At 40.2% G+C, this 21,030-nt stretch carries 18 protein-coding genes; all 18 read right to left on the bottom strand.

The genetic code is table 11. The features are described from left to right. Positions 1-135: 135 nt before the first annotated feature. Complete coding sequence (locus HMPREF2810_RS03725; protein ID WP_002363563.1) at positions 136-825, bottom strand: DUF1129 domain-containing protein; 690 nt, start codon at positions 823-825, stop codon at positions 136-138. Positions 826-937: 112 nt separating this feature from the next. Beyond that, positions 938-2,053 (bottom strand): redox-regulated ATPase YchF, encoded by a 1,116-nt coding sequence (gene ychF / locus HMPREF2810_RS03720; protein WP_002355971.1) that lies wholly within the window; start codon positions 2,051-2,053, stop codon positions 938-940. Positions 2,054-2,109: 56 nt separating this feature from the next. Beyond that, positions 2,110-2,295, bottom strand: coding sequence for a DUF951 domain-containing protein (locus HMPREF2810_RS03715; protein WP_002355974.1), 186 nt, complete (start codon positions 2,293-2,295; stop codon positions 2,110-2,112). A 117-nt stretch (positions 2,296-2,412) separates the two neighbouring features. Further along, positions 2,413-3,303, bottom strand: coding sequence for a ParB/RepB/Spo0J family partition protein (locus HMPREF2810_RS03710; protein WP_002355975.1), 891 nt, complete (start codon positions 3,301-3,303; stop codon positions 2,413-2,415). After that, positions 3,296-4,057 carry a ParA family protein gene (locus HMPREF2810_RS03705; protein ID WP_002355976.1) on the bottom strand — a complete coding sequence of 254 codons (762 nt, stop codon included), beginning with the start codon at positions 4,055-4,057 and terminating at the stop codon, positions 3,296-3,298. Before HMPREF2810_RS03705 ends, HMPREF2810_RS03710 begins: the two co-directional genes overlap by 8 nt. Positions 4,058-4,072: 15 nt before the next feature. Next, complete coding sequence (rsmG, locus tag HMPREF2810_RS03700) at positions 4,073-4,789, bottom strand: 16S rRNA (guanine(527)-N(7))-methyltransferase RsmG (RefSeq protein WP_002355977.1); 717 nt, start codon at positions 4,787-4,789, stop codon at positions 4,073-4,075. A 247-nt stretch (positions 4,790-5,036) separates the two neighbouring features. Beyond that, on the bottom strand, positions 5,037-6,023 hold the full coding sequence (locus HMPREF2810_RS03695) for a DUF3114 domain-containing protein (RefSeq protein WP_002383539.1): 987 nt from the start codon (positions 6,021-6,023) through the stop codon (positions 5,037-5,039). A gap of 409 nt (positions 6,024-6,432) precedes the next feature. Continuing rightward, entirely contained in the window at positions 6,433-8,205 is a 1,773-nt protein-coding gene (locus HMPREF2810_RS03690) for an oleate hydratase (protein WP_002361446.1), read from the bottom strand. A gap of 200 nt (positions 8,206-8,405) precedes the next feature. Further along, entirely contained in the window at positions 8,406-9,083 is a 678-nt protein-coding gene (locus HMPREF2810_RS03685; RefSeq protein WP_002367532.1) for a fructose-6-phosphate aldolase, read from the bottom strand. 27 nt (positions 9,084-9,110) lie between these two features. Next, the gene (locus HMPREF2810_RS03680) at positions 9,111-9,467 is read right to left on the bottom strand and encodes a PTS glucitol/sorbitol transporter subunit IIA (RefSeq protein WP_002355981.1); all 357 of its coding nucleotides are present in this window, start codon (positions 9,465-9,467) and stop codon (positions 9,111-9,113) included. 23 nt (positions 9,468-9,490) lie between these two features. Next, entirely contained in the window at positions 9,491-10,486 is a 996-nt protein-coding gene (locus HMPREF2810_RS03675) for a PTS glucitol/sorbitol transporter subunit IIB (protein ID WP_002355982.1), read from the bottom strand. Positions 10,487-10,502: 16 nt separating this feature from the next. Continuing rightward, positions 10,503-11,057: a PTS glucitol/sorbitol transporter subunit IIC gene (locus HMPREF2810_RS03670; protein WP_002355983.1), complete on the bottom strand. Its 555-nt coding sequence runs from the start codon at positions 11,055-11,057 to the stop codon at positions 10,503-10,505. Next, positions 11,057-11,542, bottom strand: a complete 486-nt coding sequence (locus tag HMPREF2810_RS03665) for a transcriptional regulator GutM (RefSeq protein ID WP_002355985.1) — start codon at positions 11,540-11,542, stop codon at positions 11,057-11,059. The genes HMPREF2810_RS03670 and HMPREF2810_RS03665 overlap by 1 nt, the downstream gene beginning before the upstream one ends. Next, on the bottom strand, positions 11,539-13,401 hold the full coding sequence (locus HMPREF2810_RS03660; protein ID WP_002383537.1) for a BglG family transcription antiterminator: 1,863 nt from the start codon (positions 13,399-13,401) through the stop codon (positions 11,539-11,541). Before HMPREF2810_RS03660 ends, HMPREF2810_RS03665 begins: the two co-directional genes overlap by 4 nt. A gap of 15 nt (positions 13,402-13,416) precedes the next feature. After that, positions 13,417-14,217, bottom strand: coding sequence for an SDR family oxidoreductase (locus HMPREF2810_RS03655; RefSeq protein WP_002355987.1), 801 nt, complete (start codon positions 14,215-14,217; stop codon positions 13,417-13,419). A gap of 171 nt (positions 14,218-14,388) precedes the next feature. Then, positions 14,389-16,287 (bottom strand): tRNA uridine-5-carboxymethylaminomethyl(34) synthesis enzyme MnmG, encoded by a 1,899-nt coding sequence (gene mnmG / locus HMPREF2810_RS03650; protein ID WP_002355988.1) that lies wholly within the window; start codon positions 16,285-16,287, stop codon positions 14,389-14,391. A 19-nt stretch (positions 16,288-16,306) separates the two neighbouring features. Beyond that, positions 16,307-17,704 carry a tRNA uridine-5-carboxymethylaminomethyl(34) synthesis GTPase MnmE gene (gene mnmE, locus HMPREF2810_RS03645; RefSeq protein ID WP_002383535.1) on the bottom strand — a complete coding sequence of 466 codons (1,398 nt, stop codon included), beginning with the start codon at positions 17,702-17,704 and terminating at the stop codon, positions 16,307-16,309. Positions 17,705-17,936: 232 nt separating this feature from the next. Continuing rightward, positions 17,937-21,030, bottom strand: a 3,094-nt coding sequence (locus HMPREF2810_RS03635) for an Ig-like domain-containing protein (RefSeq protein ID WP_002416253.1), incomplete at its 5' end; no start/stop codon positions are given.

Below are 21,030 nucleotides of genomic sequence, written 5' to 3'. Positions count from 1 at the left end.
AACAGAAGCCTGGGACACTAGTTTTTTCGACTAATCCCCCAGGCTTTAACTGTTAAAACGCTCTATTGAGAGAGCGACTTTGCTTGTTGCAGTTTCTGCGTCAGCCGAGCGCCTTCACAATTGAGCGCGCGCCGTTTATTGACGTGTCATGAAACTACCTTGAATATTGTATTTTTTCTTGAAGAAATAGCGTGCTACAAAGGCTAACGCACCGATTACTAAAGCAATCATCGGATCTAAAATGGGATTGATCACTGGTGGCAGCATCGCTGAACCGGCGAAAACTGCAATCCACAAGAACATCCCACCAAATAGAATGGCGGTCGTTTTTAACCAACCAGGACGTTTGCTTTTGTCGCCACCTTGACGATCAAAACGGTAAACATATTTGTGCATTAGATAGAAAACATAACCCCCAGCCATCGCACCTAAGATATATGTGGTTAATCCGAGAGGCTGTGCGGTTCCTTTTGAAAATAGAGACATCGCCGCTAACATGATTGTTAATAAACCAAGTAATAGTAAGGTATTGTCGAGCCAAATCATCCAGCCCGCTGGTTCTTTAACTTCTGCTGGTTTATTTAAAATTGCTTCCGTCCGTTCTGAAACAGTGCCAAATAACTGACGGGCTGTTTTGCCTGTTTTTTGACCGGCTACTAATTCTGGCAAAATACCGTGTAGAGCCAATGCTAGCTCTTCTTCAGATAAATTAGCCGCTTTTAATGATTTTTTTAAGTCAAAAATGTATTGTTCATTTCTTTTAGTCAAATTCTGTTCTAATTGACGATTCTCAGCCACGATTGCTCGTAATGCTTCTGCTTCCATAGTTGTATCCTCCTCACCCTCATGTAGAGGGAACCTCTTTCTAAACGGCTGAATGGCCTTAAATATGTGGGCTTACCCCAAAACAAATTGCTTGTTGGGCATGGGTCTTTTCTTAAACGTTAAAACGGAACAACATAACATCGCCATCTTGAACGACGTAGTCTTTTCCTTCTAAACGAACACGGCCCGCTTCTTTGGCAGCTTGCATATTGCCATATTTATCTAGGTCTTCATAAGAAACAGTTTCCGCACGAATGAAGCCTCGTTCAAAATCACTGTGGATAATCCCAGCTGCTTGAGGTGCCTTGATTCCCTTACGGAACGTCCACGCACGAACTTCTTGTTCACCAGCTGTAAAGTAGGTAGCTAAGCCTAACAAATCGTAAGCCGCACGAATCAATTGATCTAAGCCAGATTGTTCAATACCCATTGCTTCTAAAAATTCAGCCTTGTCTTCTTCAGAATCCAATTCAGCAATTTCTTCTTCTGCTCGCGCACTAACCACGATTACTTCCGCATTTTCACTGGTTGCAAAATTACGAACTTGTTGTACATACTCATTGTTGTCTGGATCCGCCACTTCATCTTCTGAAACATTTGCTACATAAAGGACCGGCTTTGTGGTTAATAAGAAAAGAGATTTAACAATTTTCTCTTCTTCTGGCGTAAATTCAATCGTACGAGCAGATAAACCTTCTTCTAAAACTGGTTTAATTTTGTCTAAAACAGCTAATTCTTCCACCGCTTCTTTATCTTTTGCTTTCGCCATTTTAGCCACGCGAGTATAGCGCTTATTGATTGAATCTAAATCTGCTAAAATTAGCTCTAAATTAATTGTATCAATGTCTGCTAAAGGATCAACGAAATCCGCATCCCGATTTTGTTCACGCATGATATTTTCGTCATCAAAACAACGAACCACGTGACAGATTGCATCTACTTGACGAATGTGACTTAAAAACTGATTTCCCAGCCCTTCTCCTTTGCTGGCACCTTTAACAATTCCGGCGATGTCTGTAAATTCAAACGTTGTGGGAACTGTTTTTTTCGGTTTTACTAGTTCTGTCAAGCGTTGTAAACGGGCATCTGGTACTTCAACCATGCCGACGTTCGGATCAATCGTTGCAAAGGGATAATTTGCAGCTTCTGCTCCTGCTTTTGTAATTGCGTTAAATAGGGTCGATTTACCAACGTTTGGTAAGCCGACAATTCCAGCTGTTAGTGCCATTTGTTTTCCACTCTTTCTCTCAGTCTATTCTCTTTTCTATTAGAGGCATCAAAGCATTAGTCTGCTTTTTTCTCGATTACTTTTTTTAATTTTTTAGTAAAATCACGACGCGGCATCATGACAATATGCCCGCAATTCGTGCACTTGATTTTGATATCAGCGCCCATGCGAATGATTTGCCAACGATTTGCTTGGCAAGCATGCGGCTTTTTCATTTCGACAATATCGCCTAAATCATACATGTTCCAAGCCTTCTTTCTTCTCTTACTTATATAAAAATACCATGATTACAATACCATTTTTTAACGAAACTAGCAAAAGGATTTGTGACTTTCTATCTTACTTTCTCACCTTGCTTCTTATTCCTCGTCAAAATGAATATCTAAAATATCTAAAATCCTAGCCAAATCCGAAGAGGACAAGTACTCAATTTCAATTTTTCCTTTGCCTTCTTTTTCTTGAATTGCTACGGTTGTCCCAAATTTATCCATTAAACGGTCTTCACTTTCACGAATATAAATGGGTTTTTCTTTGATGGCTTTTTTCGCTTTTTTGCCCTTTTTGCCTTGTGTTTCGTTTAATTCAGCGACAAGTTGTTCTAATTGTCGAACCGTTAAATTGTCTTTAATACAACGATTAGCTAATGGTAATAGCTGTTCTTTGTTCTTCAAGCCTAATAACGTCCGTGCTTGACCCATTGACATGCTTTGTTTTTGAACCATTGCTTTGACCGCATCTGGTAAGGTTAGCAACCGTAAATAATTGGCAATATACGGGCGACTTTTTCCCAAACGTTCTGCGACTTCCGCTTGTGTTAATTTCAAATTTTTCATTAGCATTTCATAGGCTTCTGCTTCTTCTAGCGGATTTAAATCTTCCCTTTGTAAGTTTTCCAAAACAGCAACTTGCATCATGGATTCTTCATCAAATTCGCGAATAATTGCAGGAATTTTTTCTTTGCCGGCTAATTTAGAAGCCCGGAACCGACGCTCACCTGCAATAATTTCATAGCCTTTAACTGCCGATTTACGGACAATAATCGGTTGAAACACACCGGAATGTAGAATCGAGTTTGCAAGTTCTTGTAAAGAGGTTTCATCAAATGTTTTCCGCGGTTGGTAAGGATTGGGACGAAGTTCGTTTAATAGAATTTCTGTCACTTGTTCGTTCTTAACGTCGACATCTTCTAGCTTTGCGATATCTTGAAACAAGGCATCGATGCCTCTGCCTAAACCTTTGCCTTTATTCATTCTCCAACACTTCCTTTGCTAGTGCTTGATACACTTCGGCACCTTTTGAGCGAATATCATAGTCAATGATTGGTAAACCATGACTTGGTGCTTCGGATAAACGGACATTTCTTGGAATAATCGTGTCATAGACTTTTTCACGGAAATATTTACGGACTTCTTCAACGACTTCGGCACCTAAATTGGTCCGAGCATCGTACATGGTTAACAAGACCCCTTCAATTTTCAATTCAGGGTTAAAATGTTTTTGAACCAAGCGAATCGTATTTAGCAATTGACTCAAGCCTTCTAATGCGTAATATTCACATTGAACAGGAATTAGAATCGAATCACTTGCTGTAAAAGCATTGATTGTTAAATGCCCTAGAGAAGGCGGGCAATCAATTAAAACGAAATCATACATGTCTCTTACTTCATCAATTGCTAATTTCAAGCGCGATTCTCGAGCCATCATTGAAGTTAACTCAATTTCGGCGCCTGCTAATTGAATAGTAGCAGGAACAATATCTAAATTTTCACGGCTGGTATGTTGAACCACGCTAGTGATTGGTTCTTCATTTACAAGGACATCATACACATCGTGTGCGACATCTGGTTTAGGGACACCCATGCCACTGGTAGCATTTCCTTGTGCATCAATGTCGATCAGTAAGACTTTTTTGCCTAAGTTTGCTAAACATGCGCCTAAATTTACAGTGGTCGTTGTTTTACCAACGCCGCCTTTTTGGTTCGCTACAGAAATAATTCGTGTCATGTGTGTGCCTCCATCTTATTTAATCGGTTGTTTATTTGGTAATCCAGGTTTTCTGGGATATTTTTTAGGGGTTTCTTTTTTCTTTTGAATCACGACAATGTGGCGTTCGTCTGCCGTAATCGGCAAAGTAAAACCAACTTCTTTTTGAAATTGACCGCCTAATGTAGCGATTGCAGGTTTTGCTTCATTAATTTCTTCTTCACTTTTCGATGCTTTTAAGGCTAAAAAATAGCCTTCTTTTTTAACTAAGGGTAAACACAGTTCACTTAAAACATTCAACCGTGCAACTGCTCGCGCTGTAACGTAATCAAACGCGCCACGAAATTCTGCTTTTTGACCAAATGTTTCTGCACGATCATGATACAAAGAAACATTAGCCAAACCTAGTTGATTCACCAACTCTGTTAGGAAAGTAATTCGTTTATTTAAAGAGTCAACAATTGTGACATTTAATGAAGGAAAAACAATTTTCAAAGGAATACTTGGAAATCCTGCGCCTGCGCCAACATCACAAATGGCTTTGTCACTGGCAAAATCTTCAAAGAATGCCAACGAAACAGAATCATAGAAATGTTTCAAATAAACTTCTTTTTCTTCTGTAATGGCTGTTAAATTCATTTTTTCATTCCATTCTACTAATAAATGGAAATATTGGTCAAATTGTGTCATCTGTTGGTCTGTCAATTCAATGCCTTTTGCGGCTAATAGTTGTCTAAATTCTTCGGGTAGCATAAAGACTCCTTCCTTTTTTGTGAAACAGAAAAATGTTTCACAATCATCTTTTCCTACTTTAACGCAAATAGCAATTTCTTGCAATGCTTTTCGGAAGATTTTTGCCTGAATGATAAAAGAAAAATCCGCCTTTTTATGTGGTAAAAAGTCTCTAGCCATGGGCCAAAATGTTCAATTGGCGGCAACGAAAACCGCCTTTCTCTAAGATTAAAACAAGCCAATGTTTCATGTGAAACATTGGCTTGTTTTACTTACTATAATCATCGCACTTTATTTGTCGTTCTCTGCGGTAGTCGTATTCTTGGATACGGGGACTTAACCAACCTTTTTTGGCTGTTTTTCGTAATTGATGATCAAATCTCCCTGGTGGTGAACTATCTAGTAATTCATGGGTACGATTATTCCGATTTGCATAATTAAACGATTCACCATTCAAGACTTTTTCCTGGTATTCACTGTTTTTGGCCGCTTGATAATAGGCTGGATTACTAATTAATCTGCCTCGCCAGTCCTCAACTAACACATCCCACTGGGTTACAAAGGTCCCTTCTTCATTCAAAATAAACTCACTGTGAAAATTAGGCGTCAATCGTTTCTTATTAATTAAAGAATAAGATGCCCCCTCAGGGTATTTGTTATGCAAACGAGCAGAGCTTTTTTTCAGTTTCCGCCCGCCCATTCCTTGCGGCTTGGCCGCAAAAACATAACGTTTTAATGCCTGTTCATCGGTGTCCCCTTCTTGTTTAAAAAAATCGCGGATATACGTGATATTTTGACGATCAATATACATTCTCAATTGATGTATCTTTTTCGCTTTCTCTTGATTAAAGCTCCCAAGAAGACCTAACGGATAGGCTTTTTGAACTGTTTTTGCCAGTAAGTGCCAAAACGTCGCATGCGGTGCAATCGTCTTCGAGAAACGATAAGGTCCTACTAATTGCAACATGCCATGCTGATCCAACACTGCACCTAATTGCCATAAAAGTAACGAGAGCTTTTCTTGCGGACGATAAGCCGAAAAGCGAAATAATCGCTCATACGCTGAAGAGCCCACTTCTTCCACTTCAGAAAACAGTTCCGCGACTGCTGTTTTCGCTTGCTTAAGTGGCAAGAAACGCGTGTCTTTTATGGCGCTTTCCACTAATCCATAAACAGCTTGGCGGTCCCAGCCAGCGTCAATCGCCGCCTCTACACCAGCACTCATTGCTTGTTGTAATTTTTGCCAACGTCCCATCTTCTCGCCGCCTTTTTCTATATACTTCTTCTATAATGATAATCCTTTCCCCACAAAATGCCAACTGCTTAACGCAAAAAAATAACCCGCCCTTTGGGGAAGGGCGGGCGGAGGAGTTAAAAAATGAAAAAGTGTTTTGTTAGGGTTTTGTTTATCGGGTATGTTTAAATAATAGCCGTTAAATGTGAAGAAACTATGGTAAAAATGCGCCTTCTTTTCAACAAAATTTTGAAAAAGTCTCTTCAGAAATTAAGATTTTTTTGCGAAGTTGTATACTTTCTACCCCCATTCGATATATTATATATTTAATATTCATAAAATCACAAAAGAAATATACATAATAATGAATATTTATTCAACGGTTAATAAAACAACCAAAAAAGCGAGTGATTTACACTCGCTTTTTCAACTAAATTAAATGATTTTCTCTTAAAATATCACCGATATACGTATCCTCAAATTTCTTCACAAAGTGTTCAACCATTTTGCGTTCCACGAACGGCATATCCATTTCTGTTAATTTTTTCTTGTCAGATAAATAATAAACAGAGTTTGCTAAGACGCGCAAGTCGTATGCAGAAGCAAACACTTCTGGTACTCCGCGTTCAACCTCTAGCAATTGATATACAGCTTCCATCGCTGTCCGTACAGAATACTCTGTTGTAAACACCGTATCTCGTTCAGTATCTGCGAAGTTCCCAATGAAAGCAAGATTTTTAGAGCCGTTTGGTACAACTAATGGTCGATCGCCTGGTTCTCTTAACATAAAGTAAGAAGTGATAAACGGCATATACACCGGAATAGTGGTAGCCGATTCTTCTGAAATACGTTCAATTTCCCCTTCTGGGACCCCTAAATGATAAAGTAACTCTTGCGTAATTTCTTGGCCTGTACATTGTTCGATTGGTTTTTTAATATAATTTCCTGGTTTATTAGAAAGCAATCCATATACCCAAGTTATAGATTGTTGATCATTTTGTTCTTTGAAATGCGGTTGTCTATGCATAGCAAAACTCATCATCCAATTAGAGTCTTTGATAGTAATAATACCACCTGTGACAATTTTTCCTGTGCGTAATTTACGATGTGTTAACCGAGAAAGATACGGTTCAATATCGAAATTTTCCCACGTAATCGTTGCTGAGACAAACCAACTTTCATCTGGTAAATTTTCACAGAAAACTTCTGGGTGCCCAAATTCTGGGGATTGTTTTGCTAAGTTTTTCCAGAGATTCCAACTTCCCCCTAGTTCATGAGTAATTGGTGCTGGTGTATGATGATCTCCTTGCGTCGAACTTTCAGTAATTGAGCCATTCGTTACGAAGACTAAATCATTTTCAGTTAAAGGAATTTCTTTGGTTTTGCCCGCTTGTGTCAGCAATAATCGCCGAGCAACTTTAGTAGCTCCTTTGATGTCGACTTGGATATCATTGATCGTTGTTTCATATTGAAAGTCTACCCCTTGATTGGTTAAAAAGCTTAATAATGGTTTCACTAACGATTCGTATTGATTGTATTTGGTAAACTTCAAAGCTGTAAAGTCAGGCAAACCTTTGATGTGGTGGATAAAGCGCATGATGTAGCGGCGCATTTCAATGGCAGAGTGCCATTTTTCAAAAGCAAACATTGAACACCAATAGATCCAAAAGTTGGATTCAAAAAATTCTTCGCCGAAAACATCTTCAATTTTTTTGCCAATTAATTGATCTTCAGAAGTCATAAATAAATCAACGATTTCTTTTTGTGCTTTTTTGGATAAAGTAAATTGTCCATCATCTGGGACACGTTCGCCACGGTTATGAATAATGCGGCAATTTGAAGAATTCGGATCATCTAAATCTAACCGGTAAAACTCATCTAGGACAGAGGCATCTTCTACTTCTAATGATGGTACCGAACGAAATAGATCCCACAAACACTCGAAATGGTTTTCCATTTCGCGTCCGCCGCGAGTGACAAAGCCATCATGGGGAATAAATTTACCATCTAAAGAACCGCCAGACAGCGTGAGTTCTTCAAAAATGTGAATATTTTCGCCCTTCATTTGACCGTCACGAATTAAGAAAACAGCCGTTGCTAAACCTGCTAGGCCACCACCAACGATGTAGGCACTCTTGTCATCTACACCTTTTGGTTTTCTTGGTCGAGCAAATGCTTCATAATTTCCATTTGTGTATCTCATTCTCGTTTCCTCCTATCATTTGATACCCTCATCATACTGCTACCAAAAAAAATACCCAAAAGATAACCCTTTTTTTTAAGAAATTCTTTGACAAATAAAGGAAATTGTCTAATTTTTAAGCAAGTGAATAATCGTAGATGTTTCATGTGAAACAAAAAAAGAACGAGAAGAAAAATGACCGCTTTTTCTTCTCGTTCTTTTTATGTTAATTCTTTTACCGTTTCTACTCCAAAAACAGCAACCCAATCTTCCTGAAAATCAGTTACTGCTTTTTGAATGGCGGGCATTGCCAAGCCTTGTGTCACGAGTTCTGGTGCGATAGTGACCGCTTGCGCCCCCATTTGACAGGCTTGATTAACTTGTGCCACGTTTTTAAAACTAGCAGCTAAGATCTTACTCTTTGCGTTCGTCCGTTTAATTTCTGCAGCTAAATGCTCAATAACCTTTTGAGAATCAATTGTTAAATTCTCCATCCTATTATAATAAGGCGCTAAATAATCTGCACCTGCCGCAATCGCTAGATAACCTTGAAATTCTGTATAAATAGCGGTTGCTGTTATCCGATAATTTGCCTGCTTTAGTTGTTTGATGGCTGCCAAGCCTGCTTCATTGACTGGGATTTTAATGAATGTTTCTTGGCCTAATTGTTGTACAATGGTTTGGGCATCTTCTAGCATCTCTTCTGTCGTTTGACCGACCACTTGGACGTGCAAACTCGCTTGTCCAATCGTTTTTTTTATTTCTTTCATCTGCGCAAAGAAGTCAATTTTTCCTGCTTGCTTAACAATACTAGGATTAGACGTTACGCCTGCCAGTGGTAAAATTTTCTGATACTTTCGAATAGCCTCAAGATTAATTGTATCTAGCATAAATTCCATCTTTTACGTTCCTCCCTTAAACGATAATTATAGAATAGTGATTGTTGTACCAACAGTTATTTCAGGAATAGCTTTTTCTTCAACATATAATGTACCTGGTAATTCAGGTGTTGTTGCGCCATCAAATTTAATAGTAATGTGACCCAATGTGTCTAAATTAGTTAATACTACCTCGCCTACAGCGGTAATCTGGTAAGTTTGTTCATCAATCACTAACGTTTGCTTGTCCGTAATCGCTTCTGTGACTGGCTGAACCTCAATGTTATAACAATAATCTGCTAAAGCATCTGGTGCATCTTTTCCAAATAAGATGACCATTTTTTCTTCTTTAAATAATTCGGCTTCTGGTCCAATAGACTGAACCTTTGTTGTAAATACTGACATTTCCCATCCTCCAAAAAAATTTTTTAACTATACAATCCAAAACTTGCTAACCAAGCAACTAGTACTCGAGGGGCACCATTTAAGAAACGAGAATATAAAACAGAAGGGACCCCGACTTCAACGGTTTCGGCTTCAGCTTCTTCCAAGCCTAAGCCCACGGGAATAAAGTCGCACGCGTTTTGTGTATTAATAGCAAACAATGCTGGTAGAGCTAGTTGTGGCGGAATGTTGCCTTTTCCAATTTCCACACCAATTAACGTACCAATTACTTGGCTGATTACTGCTCCAGGACCTAATAAAGGAGAAAGAAACGGCAGAGAACAAATAAAACCAATAATTGTTAACCCCACAATGTTTCCTGCCAATGGCGCCATGATATTGGCAAAAAATTCACCAATTCCTGAACCTTGAATCACACCAATTAATAAAGAAACAAATGCCATAAACGGAATCACTGTGTTGATCATCGTTTGTACGCCTTCACGGGCTGATTGGTTGAATGTCGCTACAACTTTTCCTGCACCCATACCAATTTTCGCAACAAAACTTTGTTGTTCCGCTTTTTGTTCAGTAATTTTTTTACTTGTATCATATTTAAATTCTGTTTTTTTCGAGGTGGGCTTTTCTGTATCAGCAGCAGCTTCTTCTGATGTCAATGTAATCTGTTTCGGGCCTACAGCGGAAACATAAATTGTCTCATTAATGTATTGTGCTAAGGGACCACTTTTGCCAGTTGGAACAACGTTAATAGTAGGAATTCCTTTTTTAGGATAAATTCCGCAACGAAGAGTGCCTCCACAATCAATAATGGCTAATGCGATTTCATCATCCGGAATCGATGTCTTAAAACCATTGACCGCTTCCATTCCTGTCAATTCTACGATTTTATCAACGATTGCGGGTTTCTCGCCGCCACCTGTAATATAAATAAATTTATGTTTTTCTTCTGTCGGTGTAATCACTAAGGGCCCACCATAACCGCCATTTCCTTTAACTACCTTAATACTATTGTACGTCATCTCACCTTGCTCCTTTCTAATCTACAGCAATCTCTACTGTTTTACTAAGGGTAATTCCTTGTTGTTTGCAAACATAGGCGGTAGTGAAATCGGTAACCCAACCGCCAATAAAATTCATTAATATCCCTACAAACATATAGCGAATCGCTAGGTCCATCGAATTTAGTCCTAACGTATCAATCCCTTGCGCAATCCCTAACCAAACGAACAATTCACCAGGATTAATATGAGGGAAAACTCCATTACTGGTATGACAAAATTGCGCTTGTGCAGCATAATAGCTAGGTTTATAGTATTCTGGTAAAAATCGTGCCATCGTAAAGGACATTGGATTGCCTAACATAAAAGCGGATAAAAAAGGCAACACTAAATATCGCGTAACAGGATTTTTGGCAGAAAGTTTGGCTACTTTGGTTACTCTTTCTTCCCCTAGAAAAGCAATTAAAGTATTCATAGCTACCATTAACATCAAAACAACAGGTACGATGCCTGTCATCCAAGAAATAAATGTTTCTGCTCCTGTTTGGAAAAGGTGCATAAATCCTTCCGCAAATTTTGTAATATAAGACATTACTCGACACTTCCTTTCAATTTTGTTTGTACTTTATTTTTCCATAATTGCCATTGAATTTTGGCTCCATTAAGCGGCGTTAATGGTTGTGTTTCTTGATAATTGCCAAGCTCAACACGTAAGTAAATTTCTCGTGCATTTTCCATCGCTTGTTGGGTTAATTTATTTTCCTTTTGTACGAGTGGATGGTAATGATCCATATAATGAATATCCTCGTTCACGTACTGAGGTAAGGGATGAAATTTAGCTAAAACGGTGACACCTTGCATCTTTCTAGCGGCTAAGATTTTCCCTTGTGAATCCACAGCAAACAAGATAATCGTGCCTGCTTTTAACTTCCCTGCACGTCGACCAATCGCGACTTTCCCTAATTGTCGCAATTCTTGGTAGTTTTGATTAAAGTGTTTAATCTGTTTCATTCCCATAGCTATCTGAACGAAGTAAGCTGTTAAAAAAAGCGCCCCGAATACGTAGATAAAACTCATATGATAATCCCCTTCCTTTGCATCCACTCTTTAACCGCTAAAACATCTCGTTGCTTCCGTAATTCATTACGTAAACGTTCGTCTCCTGCGATTGTAAACAAGCGGTCATATAGTTGTAGTAACTCTGCTTCAACAGTGGCCGTCAGCTCTTCTGGAATACCCAACAGTAAAATAACATCAACTTTACCTTCTGGTGTAACCAGTGATTCTTCAAAAACCCCAATCGATAAAATAATCGTTGATAAGGCTTGGTTAATTGTATGGGGAAAGGCAATCCCCGATTCAAAAATAGTTGTTTGTTGATCTTCTCTAGTAAAAATTCGTTCGATAAATTGGGGATCTACTAATTTTTCTGCTTCTAAATCAGCAATCATTTTCTGGATATTCGCTCGGTAACCTTGAGTATTCTCTAATAATTGATAGGTCATATGAATATTTTGAGATTCCACGGAACGAATTTCTTTTGCTCTCTGCCACTCATTTCTGAGCCAAGTATCGTTAAATAAATTAGTTAAATGGATCATCGGTGTTTGTGGTCGAATATTTTTTAAGGGAATGGTTGTAAAAATAGCAAAATATTGATTCAATTCTCTTCTCTCTGCCTCTTCTTCAGAAAAATGGGCAATCTGGACGTCTGGACCCAAAACTTTTTCCAATTGCCGCTGAATGATCAAGGCCGTTCCATGACCTGTACTGCAGATTACAGCGATTTCTTTTTTGGCTCCCGCTTCATAGTTCCCTCTCAATGCTAGTTCAAAATACAAAGCGAGATACCCAAATTCAACCGTCGGCACACAACGATTCAACAAACGGCCCAATTCTTGCAAGCCAATCTTGGCTAATTCATAGGCCAAAGGATATTGTCGTTCAATTTCTCCATAAAATAAATCGTGACATTCCACATGAAAAACGAGTCGATTCATCACGTTTCTTAAATGATCTTTCATTTCTGAAAACAAGAAGTCCTCATCAAATTCAACAACAACTGAATGATGAATTTTTTTCATCATTTTTTGAAAATAGTCAGCTAAAAGTCCTTCATCAGTCAATAAAGAATTACGAATATGGTTTGTGTTGATGTTAAAAGGAAAGCTGATAAAGGAACGTTCCCATTGGCTTAACGTTACATTATAGGTTATTTCCAAGTGATACATCAGTTCTTCAATCTGCTCGTTATGACGAACATAATCAACATATTCTGGTGGTAGTTCCGTAATGAGTTTTCCAGCTAAAACACGCTGCAAAACAATTGAAACCACTCTTCGTAAAAGAAAACTATCTTGTTTCGCTAGTCTTGTTTCTTTGATTATTTTTTGTATCATTTGTTTGGTAGTTTCATGAAGAAACTGTTCTTCAAAATATTCTTGGACGTAATTCACATGAAGCAAGCGTAAATCAAACTCTTTTCCTTCTAAATGAATGCCACGGTTTGGCGTACCTACAACCGCAACCTGCCAAGGAGCAATCAGCTCTTTCATGCGCTTAATGTCTTTATTAACTGTGCCGCGACTAACGGCGAGTTCTTCGGATAAATCATAAGTTGAAATAAATTGATCTTCTTCTATTAATCGTTTGATAATGTAGGAAACACGCTTGCTTGAAGAATTAAAATCAGATTCCCTTTTTAGCCGTCCAGACAAAACCTCTTCAAAACCTTCAAAGTTATTGATTTCTAACTGAAAGAGATTTTCCTTCTGAATAATTTGGGCGATACCGATTAATTCATCATTCAATGTATCAATGTTTTTACGAACTGTTTGAGGACTTGCGGCTAATTTCTCTTGCAATTCCTGTAAGCTCATTCCTTTGTGATCAACTAGTAATTTTATTACTTGGTACCATCTATTTACTAGCGTCATTTAGTTTTCCCACCTCTATCCTCTTGTTTTACCTCCAGCTACGTTTGTGGTGATGCCTGTAATATAGCTTGAACGGTCTGATAAATAATAGCATACTAAGTCAGCGACTTCATGGAGTTTTCCGCTACGACCTAATGGAATCGTACTTGTTTTTGAATAACCTGCTCGCAATTGCTCCACAGAAATGTTTCGTGTATAAGCCAATGCTTCTTCGTATGCTAAAGTGCGCAAGCCAGTTTCTTCCATAATGCCTGGCGCAATCCCCACGACACGGACGTTTGATTTTCCTAACTCTTTAGCCCATGAACGTGTATAACTGCTGACCGCTGCTTTCGTTGCAGCGTAAGCACTTTGCCCTTCGGAGCCTTCTAATCCAGCTTCTGAAGACATATTAATAATGACACCTGCTTGTTTTTGTACAAGAATCCGGCCCACTGCTTGGCTCATTAGGTAGAGCCCTTTTTGATTGATGGCTACAATTTTGTCGAATACCTCATCCGATAATTCATAAGGCCCATGAGGATGATTTTTATCCACCAATAGACGTGGAATATTGATGCCGGCATTGTTTACTAGGCCATCTACGGTTCCAAATTTTTCAACCACTTGAGCGACACCTGCTTCTACTTCTGCTCGAGAAGTTACATCGACTTTCACAAAGAGTAAATGCTCATGTTGCGTTTCTGATGCTGAAATATCAAAATTAGCGACATAGACCTCTTGTGCTAACAAGCTTTCAACAATGCTGCGACCAATACCAGATGAGCCTCCTGTAACAATCACTACTTTTCCTTTAATTCCTAACCAATCTGTCATTTGTTCCACTCCTATCATTTGTTTGCGCTTTCAGTATAGGTCAGTTTGTGAAATTATTTAAGACAGTCTTTTTTTGTAGTTTAGAAAAAAGAGTAGACTAATTCAAAACAAAAAAGCAGTTGCTTCTTCACAATCAATCATCCGTGAAGAAGCAACTGCTTCAAATTTTTATTATCCTTGCACTTTCGCGATTTTTCCTTGTTCGATGTAGACCATCAAAATGCTAATGTCAGCGGGGTTCACACCGCTGATACGGCTTGCTTGGGCAATCGTTTCTGGTTGGATTTTTTGTAGTTTTTGTTTTGCTTCTGTAGCCAAGCCGTTAATCGCTTGGTAATCAATGTTTTCTGGAATGCGTTTTGCTTCCATGCGTTTTAGTTTCTCAACTTTTTCCATGGCTTTTTTAATGTAGCCTTCGTACTTGATTTGAATTTCTACTTGTTCAATCACTTTCGGATCGAGCGCCTCTTCAGGTGCGGGAATAAATTGAGCGACTTCTTGATAACTGATTTCTGGGCGTTTCAGAAAATCTCTAGCTAAAATACCGTCTTTTAAGCCAGCAGCGCCTTTGGTTTCCAAAAATGCTTGCACTTCTTTGGTTGGTTTAATCCGATGTTTGCCTAAGCGGGCAATTTCCGCTTCAACAGCCGCTTTTTTGACTAGATAGGCGGCATATTGTTCTTCTTTGACTAAGCCAATTTCATGACCCATTTCTGTTAAACGTAAGTCCGCATTGTCATGTCGTAAAATCAAACGATACTCCGCACGTGACGTTAATAAGCGATAAGGTTCGTTGGTACCTTTTGTAACTAAATCGTCAATCATGACGCCAATATAGCCGTCACTACGTTTTAAAACAAGAGGCTCTTTGCCTTGAATTTTCAATGCAGCATTAATTCCTGCCATCAAGCCTTGACCAGCAGCTTCTTCGTAGCCACTAGTTCCGTTCGTTTGACCTGCTGTATAAAGATTCTCAATGACCTTTGTTTCTAATGTTGGGCGTAATTGGTGAGGGACTACCACATCGTATTCAATGGCGTAACCTGTACGCATCATTTCTACTTTTTCTAATCCTTCAATAGAATGAAGCATTTCTGTTTGGACATCTTCTGGTAAAGAAGTAGATAAGCCTTGGACGTAAACTTCTTCGGTATTCAACCCTTCTGGTTCCAAGAACAATTGGTGTCTTGGTTTGTCTGCAAAACGAACAATTTTGTCCTCGATGGATGGGCAATACCGAGCGCCCACACCTTCAACAATCCCAGTAAACATTGGGGCGCGGTGTAGATTTTTTTGAATAATTTCATGCGTTGTTTCATTCGTATAAGTTAACCAACAAGGTTCTTGGTTTTGATTGTAGGCACTATCTGGCGTGCTGTAACTAAAGTGGTTGGGTTCTTTATCGCCTGGTTGTTCCTCTGTCACAGAATAATCAATCGTACTTGATTTTACTCGTGGCGGCGTTCCTGTTTTAAAGCGATCGATTTCTAAACCTAATTCTTTTAAATGATTGGCTAAACCAACGGAAGGTTGCGAATTGTTTGGTCCTGATGAATATTTTAATTCACCAATAATAATTTCGCCACGCAAGGCAGTACCGGCAGTAATCACCACTGCTTGACTACGGTATGCGGCACCTGTTGAAGTTACAACACCACGACAAACGCCATCTTCCACGATTAATTCTTCAACAATCCCTTGACGAAGGGTTAAATTTTCTTCTTTTTCAATGGTATGTTTCATTTCTGTCGCATAGGCATGTTTGTCAGCTTGCGCGCGCAACGCACGCACTGCTGGACCTTTACCAGTATTTAGCATCCGCATTTGGATGTAGGTTTTATCAATGTTTTTACCCATTTCGCCGCCTAATGCATCGATTTCTCGGACAACGACTCCTTTGGCAGGTCCACCAACAGAAGGGTTACATGGCATAAAAGCAACCATATCTAAATTAATCGTTAAAAGTAACGTTTTAACGCCCATTCGTGCGGCTGCTAAGGCTGCTTCAGAGCCAGCATGTCCAGCACCGACGACAATAACATCATATGATTCTGCTTGATATTGATTCATAAAAAATTCCTCTCTTGTCTTATTTTCCTAAACAAAATTGACTAAATAACTGTGTAATTAATTCATCTTGGACACTATCGCCGACGATTTCCCCTAAATAATCCCAACAACGGGTCATATCAATTTGAACTAAATCGACTGGCATACCTGCTTCGATGCCGTTAATCACTTCTTGTAACGAAAGCGCTGCTTGATCCAGCAAAGCAATATGACGTGTATTAGAAATATAGGTAGCATCTTTTTCGCCTGTTTGGCCGCCAAAGAAAAGATCAGCAATTTTCGTTTCTAACTGGTCTAAGCCTGTGTTTGACAACACCGAAACGGATAAAATTTCTTCTGCAGGGACTAATTCTTGTAATTCGTTAGGATCTAGTTTTGTCGGTAAGTCCATTTTATTTAAAAGAATAACGCGTTTTAAGCCTTTCGTTGCTTCCAACAGTTGACGATCTTCCTCTGTCAATTCTTCGCTTTGATTTAAGACTAACAAAATTAAATCCGAATCTGCTAACGCTTTGCGGCTACGTTCGACACCAATTCGTTCCACAATGTCTTCTGTTTCGCGAATCCCCGCTGTATCAATTAATTTTAAAGGAACGCCGCGAACGTTAACGTATTCTTCAATGACATCACGTGTCGTTCCAGCAATATCTGTAACGATAGCTTTTTCTTCTCGTAACAGATGGTTTAACAAACTGGATTTCCCGACATTTGGTCGGCCAATAATTGCTGTACTTAGACCTTCTCGCAAAATTTTTCCTTGTTTAGCGGTCGTTAATAATTGTTGAATCTGCGCTTTCACAAATTCGGCTTTTTCTAAAAGTAATTTCGTGGTTAATTCTTCGACATCATCATACTCTGGATAATCAATATTAACTTCTACTTGCGCTAAAGTATTTAAAATTTCTTGTCTTAATGAACGAATTAACGCCGACAAGTTACCATCCAATTGGTTCAATGCAACATTCATCGCTTTATCTGTTTTAGCACGGATTAAGTCCATCACTGCTTCTGCTTGTGAAAGATCCATTCGGCCATTTAGAAAAGCACGTTTTGTAAATTCCCCAGGTTCGGCCATTCGTGCGCCTTCACGTAACAGTAATTGCAGTAATTGGTTCACCACGACAATGCCGCCATGACAGTTAATTTCTACCACGTCTTCTCGTGTAAATGTTTTCGGTGCCCGCATCACAGAAAGCATGACTTCATCAATCAATTGATCGTTTTGCGGATCAACAATATGACCATAATGAATCGTGTGCGTGGGGACTTTAGCTAAATCTTTAGTGCCTGACCGATAAACTTTGTTTGCAATAGCAACTGCTTGCTCGCCACTTAAGCGAACAATACTAATCGCACCTTCACCTGGCGGCGTAGAAATCGCCGCAATTGTATCAAATTCCATTGTAGCTGATTGCATAATTAGCTTCCTTTCTTCATAACAACAAAAAAAGCGCCCACTCCTCCTGCATTAAAAAATTCAGGTTGGATTTAGCACTTTCACTGCTTGTTCCTTCGATTTTCTGAAAATAGAATAGCACATTTTATTCTATTTGGCAATTTTTCTTCATTAAATGGAACGAGAAAACGTATCATTGAGTGGGGAATTCTCAACAATACGTTTTCTCATCTATAGGAATTAAAGGAGAGAGCTAGTTTTTACGTTTGCGTTTGATGATTCCCATGCTCGCAAGGAATGCGACAAAGGCGCCAAACAAACTTGTTGTCACGGCTGAGGACTCTTTTTCACCTGTACTAGGTAAGTAGCCTGTTTTCCCGTGATTTCCAGTGCCATAACTGATGGTACTTAGTTTCGGATTGTAGCCACTACCATTTGTACCGAGGCCATTGCCTAGTGAACCTAAGCCAGAACCTGTTGTGCCTAAACCAGAACCTCCATTTGGATTTGAACCTGTGTTTGAACCATTCCCATTATTCCCACCAGTTGCGCCATTGTTTCCTGTGTTGCCGCCTGTATTGCCGTTATTTCCGCCAGTGTTACCATTGCCTCCTCCAGGATTCGTTGGGTCGGCTGGTGTCATGAAGGTTGTAGCCGTACTGTAATGTCCTGCGCCATCGGTAGCTGTCGCAAGTAAACTTTGTTGAGCAGTCGCTTGTCCCGCTGTTAATTGGATAGCGAAGTTGCCCTCAGCATCGGTGGCACCTACAGCAATCACACTTCTTAATAGTCGGTTACTAATTTGAATGATTCGGTTTGGTTCAGCTGTTCCTTTGATGAGGTAGCCGGCTTTAGACGTTCCTAAAACTGAAGAAACAGTTGGTGCCGCAATTTTAATTTCTGGTTCTCCCGTAATATCGGCTGGCGTCATAAATGTGGTTTTAGGACTCACATTTCCTTGTGTATCTGTGGTTAGTGCGGTTAACGTTTCTTTTTCTGTTGCTAACCCTGCTGCAATATGAACGGAGAAGGTGCCTCCAGTAGTTGTATTGCCACTTGCCAATAATTTTTCACTGCTATTGTAAAATTGAACCGTGACATTTGGATCAGCAGTTCCAGTGACTGTATAGCCATTGGCTTTGTTTCCTTCAACCTTCGTAATAGTTGGCGCCGCTAAAACAACATCCGCTGGAATAACGGCTGTAGCTGGTTGACTTTCATTACCAGCGCTATCTTTGCTAATAATCGTAATCGTTTCTCCTGGTGTCACTACGCCAGCTGGTAGAGTCACCGTATATTGGCCGGTTTCGTTAGCAGTTGTAGCAGCAATGATGGTTCCGTCTGCGTCACGGACATCAATAGTAGTTTTGGGCTCCGCCGTTCCAGTGATTTCGTAACCTTTACTAGAATTTCCGGTAATAGAATCAATGGTTGGTGTGGCTAAGTCGGCTGGTGTAGTTGCTGTAGCTGGCTGACTTTCTTTTCCTGTTGCATTTTTCGCTACGACAGTTATTGTTTCGTTAGCTGAGGCCTTCCCTGGCTCTAAAGTCACTGTGTATTTGCCATCAGTTCCAGTAGTTGCCATGCCAAGGACTGTGCCATCGGCGTCACGCACCTCAACTGTTGTACCAACTTCTGCTGCTCCTACTACTTGATAGCCTTTTGTCGTGCTACCAGTGATTTTGTCAACAGTAGGTGTCGCGACTGGTGCATCTGGATCAGCAGGTGTTTTGAAAGCAGTCGGATTACTTTCTTTCCCAGCAGCATCTTTCGCAATGGCAGTTAAGGCTTCGTTAGCTGTTGCTGTGCCCGTCGGAAGAGTGATTGTAAAGGCGCCAGCACCATCAGTTGTTCCCGTAGCAATAACTAAACCTGCTTCATTGTGAATCTCAATGGTGACATTTGGCTCTGCCGTGCCGGTTACTTGATACCCAGTGGCGGTTGTTCCTGTAACAGTCGTCACAGTTGGTGCTGCTACGGTTGCATCTTCAGGGACCGTCACTTCCGTTGGTTGACTTTCATTGCCGTCACCGTCTTTTCCAACAACTGTTAATGTATCACCAGGATTAGCGGCTCCCGCTGGAAGGTCCACAGTAAAGTTTCCTTGATCATCCGTTGTCGTTGTACCAATAATTGTTCCATCTGGGTTCCGTACTTCAATGGTGGTATTAGGGTCCGCCGTCCCAGTGATTTCATAACCAGTTGTTGAATCTCCAGTAATGTCACCAATTGTTGGTGTGGTAACATCAGCGGGTGTCATAGCTGTAGTTGGTTGACTCTCAAGTCCAGTATCATTTTTAGCAACTACATTCACTGTTTGTTTCGCTGTTGCTTTTCCTGAAGCTAACGTCACAGTATATTGGCCAGTCGGTCCAGTTGTTGCGGTACCTAAAACTGTTCCGTCTGTTGCACGAACTTCAATGGTGGTGCCAAGTTCAGCAGTACCTGTCACTTGATATCCTTGTGTTGTATTCCCAGTAATTTTGTCGACACTTGGCGGTGCCACTACTTCATCTGCTGGTGTTTGGAAGGTTGTCGGTGTACTTGGATTGCCAGCAGGATCTTTGGCTAACGCTGTCAATGTTTCATTCGCATTTGCCGTCCCAGCTGGAAGGTTCACGGCAAAGGAACCAGTCCCATCGGCAGTCCCTGTTGCAATCACATTCCCATCTACATCACGAATTTCGATGGTAGCATTCGGATCAGCGGTACCTGTCACCTGATAGCCAGCAACTGAATTACCTGTGACTCCTGTTACAGTTGGTGCTGTAACCGTAGCATCAGCAGGAACAAGGACTTCAGTCGGTTGACTTTCATTTCCCGCGTTATCCTTTCCAATCACTGTTAACGTATCCCCAGGATTGGTCGTTCCCGTTGGTAGCGTTACAGTAAAATCACCATTCGCATCAGAGGTACCTGTACCAATGACTGCCCCAGCTGGATCACGAACTTCGATTGTTGTGTTAGGGTCTGCTGTTCCTGTAATTTCATAACCCGAACCAGAGTTACCTGTGATGTTATCAACTGTTGGTGCAGTGACATCAGCTGGTGTTGTCGCCGTTGCTGGTTGACTTTCCGTGCCACTAGCGTTTTTCGCTACAACGCTCAGCGTTTGATTTGCTGTTGCTTTTCCTGGAGCTAAAGTCACTGTATATTTTTCATCAGTTCCAGTTGTTGCAGTACCAAGGACCGTGCCAGCTGCATCGCGAACCTCAATGGTGGTGCCAACTTCAGCAGTCCCTTTGACCTCATAGCCTTTTGTTGTACTACCTGTTACAGTCTCAACAATTGGCGTCGCCACGGGCGTATTAGGATCCGCTGGCGTTTGGAACGTTGTTGGCGTACTT

The organism is Enterococcus sp. HMSC078F03, assembly GCF_001811595.1.
Lineage (GTDB): Bacteria > Bacillota > Bacilli > Lactobacillales > Enterococcaceae > Enterococcus > Enterococcus faecalis.
This window is presented reverse-complemented; position numbering and strand designations above follow the sequence as displayed.